The organism is Rhizobium sp. UFLA01-1127, from assembly GCF_059803845.1.
The window spans coordinates 1-15,345 of sequence record NZ_JAUQTZ010000148.1; the positions used below are offsets into that span (position 1 = coordinate 1).

Below are 15,345 nucleotides of genomic sequence, written 5' to 3' on the forward strand. Positions count from 1 at the left end.
GCCATAGAGGTCCTCGAAAATGAAAGAGAGGTGACGATCGGGCCGCCAAGCCAGGTGTGGAAACGTCCCGGCGTTGTCGCCGTGCGGGCCAGTCATTCGATCCCAGGGGCGATACACCGTGTCAGCCCCCCAGCACTGAAAGGTTTTCTGCACGCGGGGACCGCCCTTCGGACGCATGGTGGGGGACAGCGGGCCATTACGGGTGTGATCCCAGATCTGCACTTGCGGAGCCGCCGCTGGGAAATTTGTCAGTTCTGCCCGAAACCCGTATTCCGTTATCCGACCGTCCGGTTCTGTGGCGGTGATAGTGAAGTCCAGAACCGGAAAGGTGAATGCGAGAACGCGCCATCGCCCCGCGTCACAGCCACTAACAAAGCTCGCGTCCTGAAGGTCGGCCGCGACGCGGGCGGCGCTCGGATCGGCGATCATGCAGACGCCCCGTTTGCGATATCGCCACGAACGAGATCGAGAGCGAGTTCGCCATGGCGACCGGCCAAGTGGCCGACGTGCTCGGAGCCCGGCAATTCCTCTCTCTCCCCGTGGCGCGTCAACTCAAACTCAGTCGCCATGCTCGGGTCGATTTTGAACACCTTGATCGCCCAGGCGAGGACGGCCTCGACGGTTGCGGAACGCTTGAAGCCGCGCCTCTCCTCGCGGGCCTGATAATAGACCGTCACGACGACCTCGCCGGCGTGGTGGACGTGATGCCGACGCTTATGCGGATAGTCGGAGTCGACCACTACGATTTCGGTGATCGGCTCTTCATCGCCCTCGCGGATCAGAATCAGTTCTTCAGCCGAACAACCGCGCTCAGAGGCAATGAGATCAAGAATAACAGTTACCCGATCACCAAGGTCGAGTTCGATTACTTTCTCTTCTCCGTGACCAGTCTTCACGGGAAACTTCATCTTAAGCGCCGACGCACTTTCGATCAGGTCTTCATCAACAATTTCCGTCATGGAACAGTCTCCTTGAGGCCCTCGACCTCTCGTTTCGCGATGGAGACCATCCCCATCCCAGCTACCTCATGAAGATGGGGGCAACCTCGCGGAACGTCAATACCACTCTCTGAATTTTTTTATATGTTTGTGATATACACACAAATGTCAGCTTGACAAACACACCCCATAAGCAGCAGTTTATAACAATGTCAGACATGGAACTTTATCACCGCCTCGGTCGGGCGGTTGCCAAGCGTCGCGACGAACTCGGCATGACCCAGGCTGAGGTCGCGACGAAGCTCGGCCTATCGCGGGCCTCACTCGCCAATCTCGAAAGCGGCAGACAACGGATTATGGTGCACCAGCTCTTCGCACTCGTACACGCGCTCAAGCTGAATTCCATTCTTGAGTTGGTGCCTGAAACATGGACGCCAGCGGAGCCGCTTCCCGCAATCAGGGTAGCTGGCGGCACCGCACTGAGCCCGAAACAACAATTGTCCGTGGAGAGCCTTCTGGCCTCCGCATTTGCGGAAGAGCTTCTTAGGAAGCGGAATCCATGATCAGGAATGCCAACAAGGAGAAGGCGACGCAGGCTGCACGGCAGTTGCTGGCTCAATTTTCGATCAAGTCTGTTCCAGTGCCACTGGACCGAATCGTCAAAGCCCTCGGCATACGGGTAGAATATGCGCCGCTGGATGGTGAACTATCTGGCCTTGCATATGTTCGCGAAGGCGTGCCGATCGTTGGCATAAACACGCTTCACGCGCCCAACCGCCAGCGGTTCACCCTCGCCCACGAATTGGCACATGTCCAACTTCACGGGCCGGAACTTGAAAACGCAGTACATGTCGACCGAGGATCATTGCGACGCGACGCTGTTTCCGCAACCGGTACCGATCCAATCGAAATTGAGGCGAACACTTTCGCCGCCGAACTTCTCATGCCGCAAGACCTTCTGCTGGCAATTCTTAATGGCCGATCTGTCGATCTCGAAGACGACGACGCCGTTGCCGCCCTCGCAAAGCGTTTTCGCGTCAGCGAGGCAGCGATGAGGTTCAGACTAGATTCGCTTGGAGAGCCGAGTTGAGCTTTGTCCTCTACGACGTCGAAACGACCGGGTTGGCGAAGCACTTCGATCAGATTGTGCATTTCGCAGCGGTCCGGACCGACGCCGATTTGAGGATCGTGGATAGGTTGCAACTACGCTGCCGGTTAATGCCCCACATAATTCCATCTCCTGAAGCGTTACACGTAACAGAGCTCGGAATCGACCAGCTCACTGACCCATCGCTTCCCTCTCACCTGGAGATGGTGACTGAAATCCACCGGGTGCTTCAATCATGGCGCCCGGCACTTTTTCTCGGCTTCAACTCTTTGTCCTTCGATGAGGAATTTTTACATCATGCTTTTTACCAATGCCTCCACGACCCCTATCTGACCAACACGCAAGGCAGCGCACGCGCTGATGTGCTCGGCCTTTGCCGACTAACAGCAGCCTTACGTCCAGACGTTTTGCAGCCGGCGTCGGACGAGCACGGGCGTACTGTGTTCAAGCTGAAGCCCCTGGCGGAGGCAAACGGCCTGACGGTGACATTGGCGCATGACGCAATGGCGGATGTGCGCACAATGCACGCGCTTTGCGATGTTATTCGGACGCGCGCTCCAGAAATCTGGTCGCAATTCATGCGCTTCAGCCAGAAAGCAAGCGTTGAGGCCTTCGTCACCGACGAAGACGCATTCCTGGTATCGGAGTTGGTTGGCAACCAACATCGCACACGCATCGTTACCCGTATTGGACAACATAGCGAGCAAGCGATACGGCAATATTGCCTTGATCTCACTGCCGATTTTGAATTGCTCGGCAGGCTTTCGGACGATGATCTTATTGCAGTGTGCAAGTCACCCCAGCGGCCGATTGTGACGGTGCGTACGAATGCCGCGCCAACGCTTTGGGCACTTTACGACGCGCTACCCGAACACTTTGCGCCCTTTGACGAGGCGGAAGTGCTCGAACGTGTCACTAATCTTCGGGAAGATCGATCCTTTCAAGAAAGGCTTCGCTGGGCCGCGCAGGCGGCTGAGAAGGTATATCCGCCGTCTCCCCACGTTGAAGAGCAACTCTACCAAGGCGGATTTCCGCCGCCGCAGGACAGGGCTCTCATGGCAGAGTTTCACAGTGCCCACTGGGAGCAAAAGGCGGCCTTGGCACGCAATTTTCAAGATCAACGATATCGCCGCCTGGCGCTGCGACTAATCTATTTTGAGCGTCCTGATCTAATGTCAGTCGACCTGCGTCAAACCTGGCAGACTGAACTTCATAATCGCCTAATGGCTCCAGTCGAGGCAGAATCCCGATGGCGTTCAATACCCGCAGCGCGCCAGGAAGCCGAACGATTGATCGCCGGCGAACTCGATGGTGATCAGTTGATCCGCCAACGCCAGTTCTTACACTACCTAGACGCTGAAGTCAGGCGGATTGCATTCACCAATGTGGCTTGACACTATGCTCTACCGCCCCCGAAACTGTGCAAACCTTTCCTCAAGACGGCCTTTGTCGGGATAGTCCTGGCCACGGGTCGGCAGCTTGATAAGCTGCCCCGCCATAGCTTTAAGCCCATACTCGAACATGGGACCGTCGTTTATCGAAAGCAGCGCGTCGCTCACATGAATCCGGTAATCTGCATCGATGCCAATCAAATTGGCATCAAACGCCGCATGATGAATTTTCGAAAGCGGAAGACCGTTTTGGACGATCGGTTGTCCGAGATCTTCGTCTTTGTCCGGCATAATGTGGGCAGCGTCGAGCAGCCGCGCTTCCGGCAACCCGGTGATCGCGCATCTATTGCCATAGGCGCTTAAAATGGCCTCACGGAACGTGGCTTGATGAAGACGCTGCCGAACTAGCCGCAAACCGTATCGTCGCTCCGGTGCATCTGGAATGGACCAATCCTTATTCGTTGTTGCTGGAGCGCCGAAGGCAAGGCGTACCTTCAAATCCGATGCTGACCATTCGGCGACATAAGTGGGCCAGATGAATGTGTAGCGCTGAGGCGCCACACCAAGGAAGTAAAGGATGGGAGTTTGACCATCCCGTGCTTCACGCAGCCACCGATTGTCAGCGGCACCTGCGTCCGTACCCATGAATGCATAGTCAATGAGTTCATCGCCACGCTCGATTTGTGCATGAACCGTGCGTTGATCGTCATACCAGACACGCGCGCCAGTTCGCGGATAAACGGTCCGGACACTGAGCAAATACTTCATGGACGCCGGCTTGAATATTCCTCGCTGAGGGTTGATCAGCGGAATTCGCTGCCCGTCTACGAAGAATCCTGCCCGTAATTCGTCTGCTGTGATTACCCCGCCAGCGCTCGCACGTTTGATGTGTTCGACGGCCGCCAATCGAATGCGCGTATCTGTCGGAGCTTCACTCATGGCATCGTCCAGTCGGCAGCAAAGGGGAGGTTATGAGAGAAGTGTTCATCCCAGATACCGATGCTCTCGATGCCACGACAACGCGTCGGCTGATGGCGCAGCATGTCGGTTCTTGGGAGGGCGAATGGGCGTTCCGTGAAGATCATAGTAGTGCCGACCGTTATCGAAGTCAGCTTTCAAACGGCCACTAACCTCGAACCGGCCATCCGGCGAGACAGTCACATATCCGAGGTCGAAAAGCCGGTGGATGTCAGTGCGAAGGAGCAAACCGTTCGAAGCCGCGTGCTCTCCACCGGCCTCGAAAGCACGGATGTGGGCGGCATCCAAAATCGGCAGGGTCTTTTCGCCCGAGACAGCGCAACGGCGTTCGTAGCTATCGGTGATCGTCAGGCGAAACGCGCCCTGCCCTAATCTCGGCTTGATCAGCGTCGGCTTGCCGAAGCGCTCAGCCATGACCTGCTCTGTATTTCGAATCTCAGGAACCGAGTTCAATCGCTCTGTGACTGCAGACCATAGATATTGCCCATCCCCTTCCTCCGCGCTGAATCCCTTGCCGGTCACGATGTTTGGCGACCAGCTCTCCGGAACAGGCAGCCAGAGCTCCCGCGGCCAAAAGAACGGCTGGGTCAGTATTCGACAACCGATGACTGGATCCTGTTTGTCGTCCAGAGCAATTGGATCCCGGCGATAGCTCGCAATTCGCGTCCGCATTTCAGAGCGACTGGAAACGCCGTTCTTAAGGCCAAAGGCTTCCCAGGCCAGAGACAGTGGCGCGATTGACGCGTGACCGAAGATGCCGCCACCAACGATGAAGTTGTTTGGCGAATGCAGCTTGAAGAGGAATAGTTCGCCGGGCTGAAGCGCACGAAACTGCGTCGTCCCGCTGGGTTGCCAGAAATTGACTTCGTCATGCGGAACAGAGGCGCTCAACTGATCGAACCAGGCCTTGTCCGTAACGCCGACGAAGAGACGGACCATGGTCTAGCCTCTCAGTTCGGCTGTGTTTGCGGCGCCGACGTTCTGGCAATCCACATTGTCAGCGCCGTACCCCGAAAGCCGACTACTGCGGAGCATAGATTGCTGGTCGTCGTCTTGTTCCTCTTCACTTTGGCGTTCCCCACGCGTCCTCCGTGTCTCATGTCGCGAGCACCCGCCTGAGATCAGACAACAGCTTTTCGCGTCGGCCCTCCGAAAGTTTGGCCAAGTTGTCGATCTTCCAGCGCACCGCCGGCAAGTCCGCGGCTCCAGGCACGCCTAGCAAGTCCCAATCTGGCTCGCCGGCCTTGAAGGAGAGAAGAAAGCGCCGGTGCTCGGCAGGCATCTTGCCAACGACCTCGGCGATTAAAGCTTCACGAGCATCGTACAACGCCTCGAGGGTCACTGGCTCTTCCGTCATGCCGGCAAACCCCGCGTCAAACTCGTGGCGCAAATCCTTGCGCGTCGGCGCCAAGACCTCGCCCATCGGCCTGTTGTGGCTCAGAATGTAGACAATGGAGGCACGCCGCAGCTCATCGGATATTCCCTCATTCGCGAGCAGATCCCTGACATCGAACAAATCTCGCGGATGCTGCCGATCCAAGGCGGCGACGATCTTGCCGGCATAGAGGTCCGGGAAGGACACAACGGGCACCTCGGCATATCCGAAGAGCTCTTCGACCCGGTCGCAAACCGCCCGTGTCTCCGGAGAGTAGACGCAACCACGAATGACGGGCGTCACCTCGATTTTGATCTGCACGCCGTCGGAGGCAACCAGCACCTTTGTTGCAGCACCTTCGCTGTGCAGCGGCACGGCCTGGGTGCGGCTACGCGGTACACTCTCCGCTATTCGAGCGGCAATCCGTCGTATGGCGGCATCGATATTGGCGAGGGACGTCGCGCGATCCTCGACCGGCAGATAGGTCAGATCGATATCGACCGACAGACGTGGAAGGTCTCTGACGAAGAGATTGATGGCCGTGCCGCCCTTCAACGCAAAGACGTTCTCCTCTGCAACGAGCGGCAGAACCCGAACGAGGAGACTGACTTGCGCGCGATAGGCTTCAGACGCCGGCATCGAGTGTCTCCGGCACAGTGATCTGATACTTGCTGTCCAGTCGACCGCCGACCACGATCTGACGCTTGCCATGACCGAGGTCGATACGTTTGAGATCGAGCCGGCCGAACCATGGATGGGCGTGCCGCTCGGCGAACCAGAGAAACAGTCGCTTCACCTTCACGCTCCGGCACGCTTCCAGCACGGCCTGAACCCGCTTCGGGCTCAGTGTGCGGACCGCCTCCATTAGGACGTCCGCCTGATGGAACGTCTCCCGGGATGGGAGCAGGTCAAGAAGTTCGCAAAGAGCGCGCTCGGGCGCGGAGACATCGAGCTCCCATCCCCAATGTCCCCATACGATGCGTGTCCTTCCAGGTGCGTCGGCATCGAAGAGCTTGTCTGCCTTGTGTTCGACGAACTGAGCGTCGGTCGGTATCCGCTCGACCCAGCCGGGCAGACTGCCATAGGCATAGAGGTGGATTTCTGGCTTGCCAGAAAAGCGGAGGTAGTGTGTCAGGCCTTGTAGCTCGAGGGCGCTGCGACCACCGACGTACACGGATTTATCCAGAAGTCGTTGGAGCGAGATGATCACGCGCTGCCAGGCTATCGCCTGATCAGCGTTACTGGTTGGCCGCTGATAGACGCCACGAACGACACCTTCGAGCCAGCCCTGCGCCACATACTTTTCGCGCCACTGCCGACGGTAGCCGTGTTTTTCCAGCCAAGCGGTGTCAACCACCAGCCCCTCGGGGAGCAAGCGATGAAGCTGGTTTATCTTTTCGTTCTTTTGACCTACCATTAGTGGGTGAAAATAGCATGAGTCTAAACCGAAGGGCAAGTTCGGGAATTCGCATTTTCAACCCATCAATGGTAGGCATAAAAGCGCAACATTCAAACCGAGGAGACGGAACGCTTCTGGAAGAGGAAATGGCCAAGCTGCCGAAATTCACGCTTACGCACAACGAGAAGAAAGATCACTGGGATTTGACCAAAGACGGCGCGAGTCGTCCCACGGCGAACTTCGACACCAAATCCGATGCGACCAAAGGCGGCGCCCTCGAGAAGGCTGTCGGCAAGGACGGAGGATCGGTCAAGATCCAGAAGGTCGACGGTCAATTTCAAGAAGAGCGGACTTATCCGCGTGCTGCCGATCCCAAGAAATCGCCGGGCTAATTCGTATCCACCTCCCGGCACTTCAACGAAAGCAACCCACATGCCTCGCACGATCGACGAAGTTATGGCCGATCTTCCTCCAGCCCAGAGGCGATATCACGCGTTGCGTCAAACTCTGCCGTTCCCGCGATGCGACAAAGCCCCAGACGACCCGCCTGCGGCCAAAAGCATAGGCCGCCGCTTGCCGCGTCATCGATAACCTATCGAGACTTCCTCGCTCTCGCCAACCTACCACCGCGAGGGCGTGAAACCGTGATCGTCATCGTCACCAAATAGGCGCTCCGCCTCGAAGCGGTTCTCGATCGCCCGCGGAGATAGAAGAGCCTCGCGCTGCGCCAAGTGCTCTGTGGTCCAAGCCAGAAACGCCGACAATCTCGGGCTCGGTTCGGCCGAAACCTCTTCGGTGAGCATGGCGATGAGACGACGTAGCCGGTCCAGTTCATCAAATTCGGAGAGAAGCGTGCTCAGTCCGTTGGTGCGGCGATCCTGAATGTGTTTGACGCGCGCAGCAAGTTCGCGGCGACGACGCTCCTCCTCAATCCTCCGCTGCTCTGCCTCCCGCCTGAGCCGTTCTTCAGTTTTCGCCGCAGCAAGCACTGCAAGGCCTACAGCGATGTCGCTGGCCATATTCTCCAGCCGCTGAACCTTAGCGTCGCGGAAACTGCGGCGCGGCGCAGCCCCCCGGAAAACATACACCTGCTCGAACTCAAACGAGAGCTGGCCGGTCGAATGATGATCCCATTCCGGAAAGCGAGGCCTGTCGGAGAATAGGTCATCCCAAGAGTTACGCCGTGCTGCACGATCCCTTTTTCGTTCCCATGCTTCCTCCTTGGCTCGCTCAGCATCCGTCAGAACATGCTTTTCTCGCCTGATCGATTCTGCGATTGAGAAGCCGACAGTCTCAGTTTTGGATTTGAACTTCGCCAAGCCCTCGCCCGCGACGAGCTCAAAGCCCTGGAGTGATGCTGCCCGGATGATCCGCGGCAGCGCGATCGCAAGGCGGTCGATCGACAACGATGCCACCTCGCACTTGATGAGCCCAGGCCCGTCAGCAACAACGACACCGATATCGGATGGCTTCGCTTTTCTGAGGCCGGCGAGCGTCCGCTCAATGATCGGGTGCGACGGGGCTGCTTGGCTATCATCACCTTCAGACGCAAGGATACGTGCCTGTTCGCGTACGCCCGCAAGTGCGGCAGCTTCGCGGCCCAGATCCGCATTGGCAATTGTGATCCCATGAGCACTCCCTGCCTTGGCTTTCGGCAGCGGCGTTTGCTTCACCTTTTTCCCAGCCGCTTTCTTTGCTCACCAGCCAAGAGGTGGATTAGGGATCTCATGCTTCCTGCAAATCTTATGAAGCGCGACATCGGAGATCGCGAACTCCTTCGCTAGATGCGTCAGCGGCTTCGACCAGACCAATTCGTAAAACTCTTCACGTGTAAAAACTCGTGCCACAGCGATCCTTTCGATGTTCAGCTTGTCTTACCGCACATCGGCCGACGACCTTCTAAGCCGTCGACGCCAAACGCAGCGGAATCAATTCTGCCCATCAATTCATGTGACCGCAGGCCTTTGTGCAACAGCCCGTTGCACAATGATCGAAGCCTAGGAGAATTGTAAGCGCCGTCTCTGTCCCATTGGGTCTGCTGCTTTTTGAGCATATTCTCATCTGGCCTCGTCGGACCGGACGGGTGGCGATCCCTTGAAGCTGGCTTTCTGTTGGGCGCACGGGCGCAGAAAGCTGATCAAGGCCACGCCAAAGAGTGGATCGCCCATCGTCGACGAGGCGCTGGTGCGGATCGCCGCGCTCTACAAGATCGAAGACAGTATCCGGGGTTGCGATCGCGAACATCGCCGGGCAGTTCGACAGGACCTCCCGCTGGTGGACGAGTTCTTCACCTGGCTGGCAGCGCAAGCCAAACGCGTCTCACGCAAGTCTGACCTCGGAAAAGCCCTGGCCTATATGCTGACGCGACAGGACGGCTTCCGGCTGTTCCTGGACGACGGCCACGTCGATATCGACTCCAACCTGGTGGAAAACGCGATCCGCCGACCCGCCATGAATCGCCGCAATGCGCTCTTTGCGGGCCACGATGAAGGGGGCCGCAATGGGGCATCGATGTCTTTTGCCAGGTGGCCGTTTGCGAGGCGGGTGAAGAGGTCGCACAGATAGGCGTAAGGCTCAACGCCGTTCATTTTACAAGTGCCGATCAGGCTGGCAAACCGGGCCCTCATGCCCTGGGCCTATGCCGCCCGCATCAAGGCCTCACAATGAGCTCGTCAGATACTATCGGGTGAGCTCACATCCGGCCCTCCCGCAAGACCATCAAGCTGCTGCAACTGATAAATCAATAGGTCGTGGACGGCGCATACTCTCGATTAATGACGGCAAAAAGATCATCGAGGCACTGCAGAGCGCGGCCGCGAGCCACGAGACGGAGACTTTTTGTCTCTATCGTCGAGTCCATCCAGATTTGCCATACGTTCCGGCCAGTCGAACATACACGACGCGCCGGCCCCGGAATGATGCGAGATTCAATTTCCGCAGGATATGCTGCTTTTATTAGCTCTCAACCTTTTTTCTCCCCTTGCCACCTCCAGTACCAAAGGCCACTGTGACGTCAGTTTTTAAAATGTGGAGCGATCCTCTCGGGCTGAACCACGGGAGACGGAAAACTGATACGCTCTGCAGGCCTCAATCGCAGAAGGCTCATGAAATCCCCAGGTCCAGCCCGAGGGGTTCGCTCCAGTTCTTAATAACAATTCAAAGTGCAGCATAGTAATTTATGAGGGCCTGACCTTTCGGAGAAATTCACTTGAAAGGCCCTTCAATGAAACCCGCGATCCGGCCTCTCGGGGTTATAAGATAGGTAATCGGCATGCCGCATACCGGCAACGGCGCTTCAGCGGATGCCCATGCTTGCGTGAGTGATATGCTCGGATCGGTCAGGACGCGAAGATGCCTGATCCCAGCTCCTGAACAAATTCAGCGACCCGGGCACCGTCCGAGAGATCGACATAAATGGCAACGACGTTCGCGTTATACTGCCCCTTTGCCGCGAAAAAAGCCGTCCCGTGCCCTTAGGTCGATACGGTAGGCGACGCACCAGGTGGCCCAAAGATTGAGAAGCGTTACCCGTCCGGCTCTGGGCGAAAATCAGAAGGAGCCTCGCTTCCTCTCCGTTGACGATCGAGAAAAGTTGTAATGAATTGTTGCCGCCGGCTTCTCTGGCAAACTTCGTTCGCAACATTCCCCCGCAGGGCAATATTCAGAAATATCAGGACGTATTGTGTTCATATGACCCGGCTAGCCTCGGCATCAGTCAATCGTAATAAAGGCACTGATCATGAGGCAACGATACATCGTCGCGACTTTGCTGATAACCGCTATCGGCGGCGTCGCCACTTCCGCGCTCGCCCTCCGCGATGTTCTTACCACAGATCAGCCTGCAAAGCTTGAGGATGCCGAACGATCCCTCGTTCCCGGGCCTCATGCGTTTCGCTGATCGCAACAGAGGTTCGCTCAGGAGAAGCCTCTCTGGGCTGATCGGTTCCGCGAGCGCCCCGCCGGGCGTTCCCGGACCTTCCGCGCTAGCACCGCCCTCCTGCCGGGAAACGCCGACTGCGTCCCGAAACGTTCGGTAGCCTGCACCATCAGCAAAAGCTAGCGCAAAAGACCAATTGATCAGGAATAAAAGAGCTTGTCGACATGTTCGTGCTCAAGCAGACGCCTGCCAAATATAGTCATAGCTGCCGCGGTTGCCGGTATGCTGACAGGCTGCGTTGTCGGCCCGATTACCGGACACCCGCCCTCATAATGCCGCCTCACTGGGGCAGCAAAGCCCCAAGGAAACCGTTGAAGACGCCGCAATTGTCGCAATGGTGGAAGCAGCTCAATGATCCTACACTCGATGCGCTGATCGAGGAGGCGATGGCCGGCAATTTGGACGTCGCAACGGCCAAGGCTAAAATCCGCGAAGCGCGCGCCACGTACCGCGAACAGAAAGGCGCATTGCTGCCGACTGTCGAGGGAACCGGCGCGGGAACGCGAACACGCACATCGGCCACATCGAGCGGCACAGCCGACGCCACCTTCTCCACGCTCTATGACGGCGGCTTCGACGTTGGCAACGTCCACGTGCGCATTATCGGTGTGATTGCCGCACAGCAGGGCGGCTTCGGCTCCAGCGACAATATTTCGATCTACCTTCCCTACACCAGTGTACAGAATCGCTTCGTGGGCGACATGTCGTTGCGCAGCGTTACCGTACGCGTCGCGGACGACGCCGACAATTCGACGGCCGGGAGGGCAGTGACGCATTTTCTGGATCGACGGCACGGCACCAGGGATTTCTTCATCCTCAACACCGACGATATCCGCAAGACGATCGCCACTACTATTCGGACGATGACCCTGCTCATCTCATCTATCGCCGTCATCTCGCTGCTGGTCGGCGGCATCGGAGTCATGAACATCATGCTCGCCTCGGTTTCCGAACGCGTCGCCGAAATCGGCGTGCGTATGGCAGTCGGAGCGAGACGCCAGGACATCCTGCAGCAATTCCTCATTGAAGCCGTACTGGTCTGTCTGCTCGGCGGGACGTCGGGCGTTGCAACGGCGCTCGGCTTTGGTCCCATATTCGATTACTTCGGTTCCAATTTTACTTTGGTCTACTCGGCGAGTTCAATCATCCTCGACTTCACTTGCTCCTGCGCCATCGGCCTTGCGTTCGGCTACCTGCCGGCGCGCAACGCTTCGCTGCTCGATCCCGTGGCGGCGCTCTCAAGAGACCTATTATTCCGGATAAACCGCTGTGGCGTTGCCGGATTAAATGCAAAAGACATTGAGTGACGCTATTAGATTCCCTCATTGGATGCAGCTTGTTCATCGAGAAACATGAAGTTGATATTACGTGAAGGCACAGCGATGGAATTAAATTTTCCTCCGGCCCCTCAATCAGAGGACGCTGACGATTTCGCCAAGGAATGCCAGCGCCGCTTGCAGCCCATCATCAACGAAGTACTCCGAACCGCGGTCGGAGCTGGATGGAGCGAAAGCGATGTTCTTCTGGCGATGGCCGACCTTGCCTGGGACCTCTATGAAAGGTGTCGAAGCGATTCCAGCAGCCATTGATAGGGAAACGACAAGAACGGTTGGGTAAGCAGCGCCTAACCCCCCCGCAGCGGCCGCCGCTTCAAAGTTTCAGGAATCTGCAAAGATCAGGGAAACCTCGACGTACGTTGGGATAAATATCCGTTCTTAGAGAGAGGCGAGCCCGCATCGAATATGGTCAGGCGGCGAAAATCTGCGGATGAGAGCACGATAACCGGCGATGTCACGTTGTCGGTGGCTTAACGGTTGGCAGATAATCGGGCGGGGATGAGCGAACCGACGATCAGTTACAAGAACCACCGCTTTCCACATCAGATCATCGCGCATGCGGTCTGGCTGTATTTTCGGTTCCCCTTGAGCTTGCGGCTGGTCGAAGAAATGCTGTTGGAGCGCGGCATCGTCGTGTCTTACGAAACGATCCGGCGATGGAGCCGAAAATTCGGAGCGGCTCATGCGAAGCAGTTGCGCAAAAAGAAACCGTCTCGAAAAGATATCTGGCATTTGGACGAGGTGGCGATTTCCATCCGCGGCCGAAAACATTGGCTTTGGCGTGCCGTTGATCAGGACGGTTACGTTCTGGATGAGATCGTCCAGGCCCGCCGCGATACCAGGCCTGCCAATCGATTGCTGGTCAGGCTGCTGAGGAAGCAAGGCCTGACGCCGAAACGCATCGTCACCGACAAACTGCGCCCGTACGGAGCGGCAAGACGGGATGTGATGCCCGCTGTCGAACATCGATCGCATAAAGGCCTGAACAATCGCGCGGAGAATTCCCACGTGCCGCTTCGAAAAGGAGAACGAATGATGCAGGGCTTCCGATCTGTCGGAGGCTTGCAACGTTTCATCTCGGCCTTTTTAGCAGTCAGAAATCTCTTCGTCGCACCGCATCACAAACGCTCAGCCGTGGCGACCCACATTCATCGAATTCGCGCAATGGCGCAGTGGAAAGTCGCGACCGCCGCTACTGCATAAGCTCACTGACAAACGCCTGGTCGGGCTTTGGTGAAACAACGTGACATCGCCGCTGCAACTGATAAATCAATGGGTCGTGGACGGCGCATACGGAGAATTTGTGTCTATTTCTGTTTATTTAACTCTGGAAGAAGTTGTCGAACGCTATCGAAATCAAGTTAGCGAGGGCACGTTGCGCAACTGGCGATCGAAGAGGATCGGGCCATCATTCATTAAAATCGGCAAATCGGTTCTGTACCCGGTCAACGAGCTAGATCGCTGGGATCGTTCAAACCTCGTCCCATGCCAACGCACGCGATACCTCCCGTTTGATACTACTGACGCTGAGACCAGCGTGATCTGAGCGTCGGCATGAGCCTCGTCCCGTTGTCGAGGGGCTCATGCCTACTGAAGCAAACGGCTGCGAACATCGCTTCTAGCGAGGCACTTGTCGCGATCTGCATTCCCCCGTAACCTTAGTTGCCACAGTGACTCGTGCTCGTGCATGCGTTTCTGGAAGCTGGAAGGATCGGGCGGAATACGGCGGGATGGTCACGGAATGTCATTTGTTTCAGACACCAAACCCATACCCCAGTTCATCCGCAAGCGTACATAACATGCTGATAAACAACGACTTATTTCGTTGGCTGTTTTGATCCACAACCACCCGTCGGGCGATCCGACACCGTCACGCGCCGACATCGACATGACCAAGACGATCATCGACACCGCCAAGCCTTTAGGCATCGCCGTTCACGACCACGTTATTATCGGCAAGAACGGCCATGTCAGTTTTCGTGCATTACGCTTAATTTAGAATTTCGCGCCGAAAGCGATAGATATATTTAAGAAACCGCGAGATCAATTTGATATTGGATGACAATTAGGATTCAATCCGATCGGATATCTGCGGCATCTCCGATTATGCCGTTGCGATCGCCACTCCCATTTTTCAGTTCAGCGTCAGCATCATCTGGCAGAAGATCATCACATCCGATCGGCATATGCACCGGCGGAAGCCGTTGTTTTGATTTGGCCTGTCGCCGAGACGTGGGTCGCCGGAGATTATATGCAGAAGACAGCGCCGACGCTTGCTCATCGCCTCCTTCGTATTGGTCGCGGCGCGCTTGTCGCCGCGGGAGCCTTTGCAGCGGTTGCCGGCGGGTTCTATGCTCATATGCTCTGGACGACGAATTTCCATTCGGTCATTGCCGGCGAGCTTTACCGTTCCTCGCAACCGTCTGCCAGCACCATTGCCGAGTTTCAAAAGCAATACGGCATCAAGACCATCATCAACCTGCGCGGAGACAATACCGGGCGCCATTGGTATGATAACGAAGTTGCCGAGGCGAAAGAGCTCAACATCAACCATATCGATTTTCACATGTCTGCCGGACGCGAGCTGACGCAGGCTCAGGCCGAGCAGCTCGTCGATATCATGCGCAACGCACCGAAGCCGATTCTCATCCATTGCCAGGCGGGCGCCGACAGGACCGGCCTTGCGTCAGCCCTTTACCTCGCCGCCATTGCCAAAGCGAATGAGGCAACCGCGGAAGGTCAGATGTCGATCATCTACGGTCACCTGCCATTTTCCTTCACGCGTGCCTACGCCATGGACCGTACCTTCGAGAAGCTGGAATCTTGGCTTGGCCTTTCGGCATCCTGATTGCCTGATTTTCTCGTTAGATAATCTGTAACAT

13 protein-coding genes and 5 pseudogenes are annotated in these 15,345 nt (G+C 56.9%); 10 read left to right on the forward strand and 8 right to left on the reverse strand.

Annotated elements, in window-relative coordinates; all coding sequences use genetic code 11:
• Both Q4Q11_RS26565 and Q4Q11_RS26570 read right to left on the reverse strand, forming a co-directional pair.
• Positions 1-429: DUF7665 family protein (locus tag Q4Q11_RS26565; protein ID WP_498571335.1), on the reverse strand; the 429-nt coding region annotated here is incomplete at its 3' end.
• On the reverse strand, positions 426-959 hold the full coding sequence (locus Q4Q11_RS26570) for a hypothetical protein (RefSeq protein ID WP_498571336.1): 534 nt from the start codon (positions 957-959) through the stop codon (positions 426-428). The genes Q4Q11_RS26570 and Q4Q11_RS26565, both read right to left, overlap by 4 nt.
• Positions 960-1,147: 188 nt before the next feature.
• Between Q4Q11_RS26570 and Q4Q11_RS26575 the strand changes: the two genes are divergently transcribed.
• From Q4Q11_RS26575 to Q4Q11_RS26585, 3 genes are read left to right on the forward strand one after another with little or no spacing between them, the layout of a single operon-like run.
• Complete coding sequence (locus tag Q4Q11_RS26575) at positions 1,148-1,501, forward strand: helix-turn-helix domain-containing protein (protein ID WP_498571337.1); 354 nt, start codon at positions 1,148-1,150, stop codon at positions 1,499-1,501.
• Positions 1,498-2,028 carry an ImmA/IrrE family metallo-endopeptidase gene (locus tag Q4Q11_RS26580; protein WP_498571338.1) on the forward strand — a complete coding sequence of 177 codons (531 nt, stop codon included), beginning with the start codon at positions 1,498-1,500 and terminating at the stop codon, positions 2,026-2,028. Before Q4Q11_RS26575 ends, Q4Q11_RS26580 begins: the two co-directional genes overlap by 4 nt.
• Positions 2,025-3,440: an exonuclease domain-containing protein gene (locus Q4Q11_RS26585; protein ID WP_498571339.1), complete on the forward strand. Its 1,416-nt coding sequence runs from the start codon at positions 2,025-2,027 to the stop codon at positions 3,438-3,440. The genes Q4Q11_RS26580 and Q4Q11_RS26585 overlap by 4 nt, the downstream gene beginning before the upstream one ends.
• Positions 3,441-3,449: 9 nt before the next feature.
• Here Q4Q11_RS26585 and Q4Q11_RS26590 read toward each other — a convergent pair whose 3' ends face one another.
• The 4 genes from Q4Q11_RS26590 to Q4Q11_RS26605 all read right to left on the reverse strand — a co-directional run bounded on the left by Q4Q11_RS26590 (position 3,450) and on the right by Q4Q11_RS26605 (position 7,207).
• Positions 3,450-4,376: an HNH endonuclease gene (locus Q4Q11_RS26590; protein ID WP_498571340.1), complete on the reverse strand. Its 927-nt coding sequence runs from the start codon at positions 4,374-4,376 to the stop codon at positions 3,450-3,452.
• 45 nt (positions 4,377-4,421) lie between these two features.
• Positions 4,422-5,354 carry an HNH endonuclease gene (locus Q4Q11_RS26595; RefSeq protein WP_498571341.1) on the reverse strand — a complete coding sequence of 311 codons (933 nt, stop codon included), beginning with the start codon at positions 5,352-5,354 and terminating at the stop codon, positions 4,422-4,424.
• A 157-nt stretch (positions 5,355-5,511) separates the two neighbouring features.
• Positions 5,512-6,429: a nucleotidyl transferase AbiEii/AbiGii toxin family protein gene (locus tag Q4Q11_RS26600; protein WP_498571342.1), complete on the reverse strand. Its 918-nt coding sequence runs from the start codon at positions 6,427-6,429 to the stop codon at positions 5,512-5,514.
• Positions 6,416-7,207, reverse strand: a complete 792-nt coding sequence (locus Q4Q11_RS26605; RefSeq protein ID WP_498571343.1) for a type IV toxin-antitoxin system AbiEi family antitoxin domain-containing protein — start codon at positions 7,205-7,207, stop codon at positions 6,416-6,418. The genes Q4Q11_RS26600 and Q4Q11_RS26605 overlap by 14 nt, the downstream gene beginning before the upstream one ends.
• A gap of 128 nt (positions 7,208-7,335) precedes the next feature.
• Between Q4Q11_RS26605 and Q4Q11_RS26610 the strand changes: the two genes are divergently transcribed.
• Entirely contained in the window at positions 7,336-7,581 is a 246-nt protein-coding gene (locus Q4Q11_RS26610) for a DUF2188 domain-containing protein (protein ID WP_498571344.1), read from the forward strand.
• Between the two features lie 228 nt (positions 7,582-7,809).
• On the opposite strand, the gene Q4Q11_RS26615 is transcribed toward Q4Q11_RS26610, so the two are convergent.
• Positions 7,810-8,862, reverse strand: a complete 1,053-nt coding sequence (locus Q4Q11_RS26615) for a hypothetical protein (RefSeq protein ID WP_498571345.1) — start codon at positions 8,860-8,862, stop codon at positions 7,810-7,812.
• Between the two features lie 379 nt (positions 8,863-9,241).
• On the opposite strand from Q4Q11_RS26615, the pseudogene Q4Q11_RS26620 reads away from it, so the two are divergent.
• Positions 9,242-9,698: pseudogene (locus tag Q4Q11_RS26620) on the forward strand (IS66 family transposase); the annotation flags it as partial.
• Here the strand turns inward: Q4Q11_RS26620 and Q4Q11_RS26625 are convergent.
• Positions 9,694-9,810, reverse strand: a pseudogene (locus tag Q4Q11_RS26625) (transposase domain-containing protein); the annotation flags it as partial. The pseudogenes Q4Q11_RS26620 and Q4Q11_RS26625 overlap by 5 nt on opposite strands.
• A gap of 1,894 nt (positions 9,811-11,704) precedes the next feature.
• Between Q4Q11_RS26625 and Q4Q11_RS26630 the strand changes: the two are divergent.
• From Q4Q11_RS26630 to Q4Q11_RS26650, 5 genes and pseudogenes are all read left to right on the forward strand, one after another.
• Positions 11,705-12,433 (forward strand): annotated as a pseudogene (locus Q4Q11_RS26630) (FtsX-like permease family protein); the annotation flags it as partial.
• 481 nt (positions 12,434-12,914) lie between these two features.
• A pseudogene (locus Q4Q11_RS26635) lies at positions 12,915-13,666 on the forward strand (IS6 family transposase).
• A 100-nt stretch (positions 13,667-13,766) separates the two neighbouring features.
• Positions 13,767-14,009, forward strand: coding sequence for a helix-turn-helix domain-containing protein (locus Q4Q11_RS26640; protein WP_174017641.1), 243 nt, complete (start codon positions 13,767-13,769; stop codon positions 14,007-14,009).
• A 221-nt stretch (positions 14,010-14,230) separates the two neighbouring features.
• Positions 14,231-14,462 (forward strand): annotated as a pseudogene (locus Q4Q11_RS26645) (JAB domain-containing protein); the annotation flags it as partial.
• A 252-nt stretch (positions 14,463-14,714) separates the two neighbouring features.
• On the forward strand, positions 14,715-15,311 hold the full coding sequence (locus Q4Q11_RS26650) for a dual specificity protein phosphatase family protein (protein WP_112507534.1): 597 nt from the start codon (positions 14,715-14,717) through the stop codon (positions 15,309-15,311).
• Positions 15,312-15,345 lie beyond the last annotated feature (34 nt).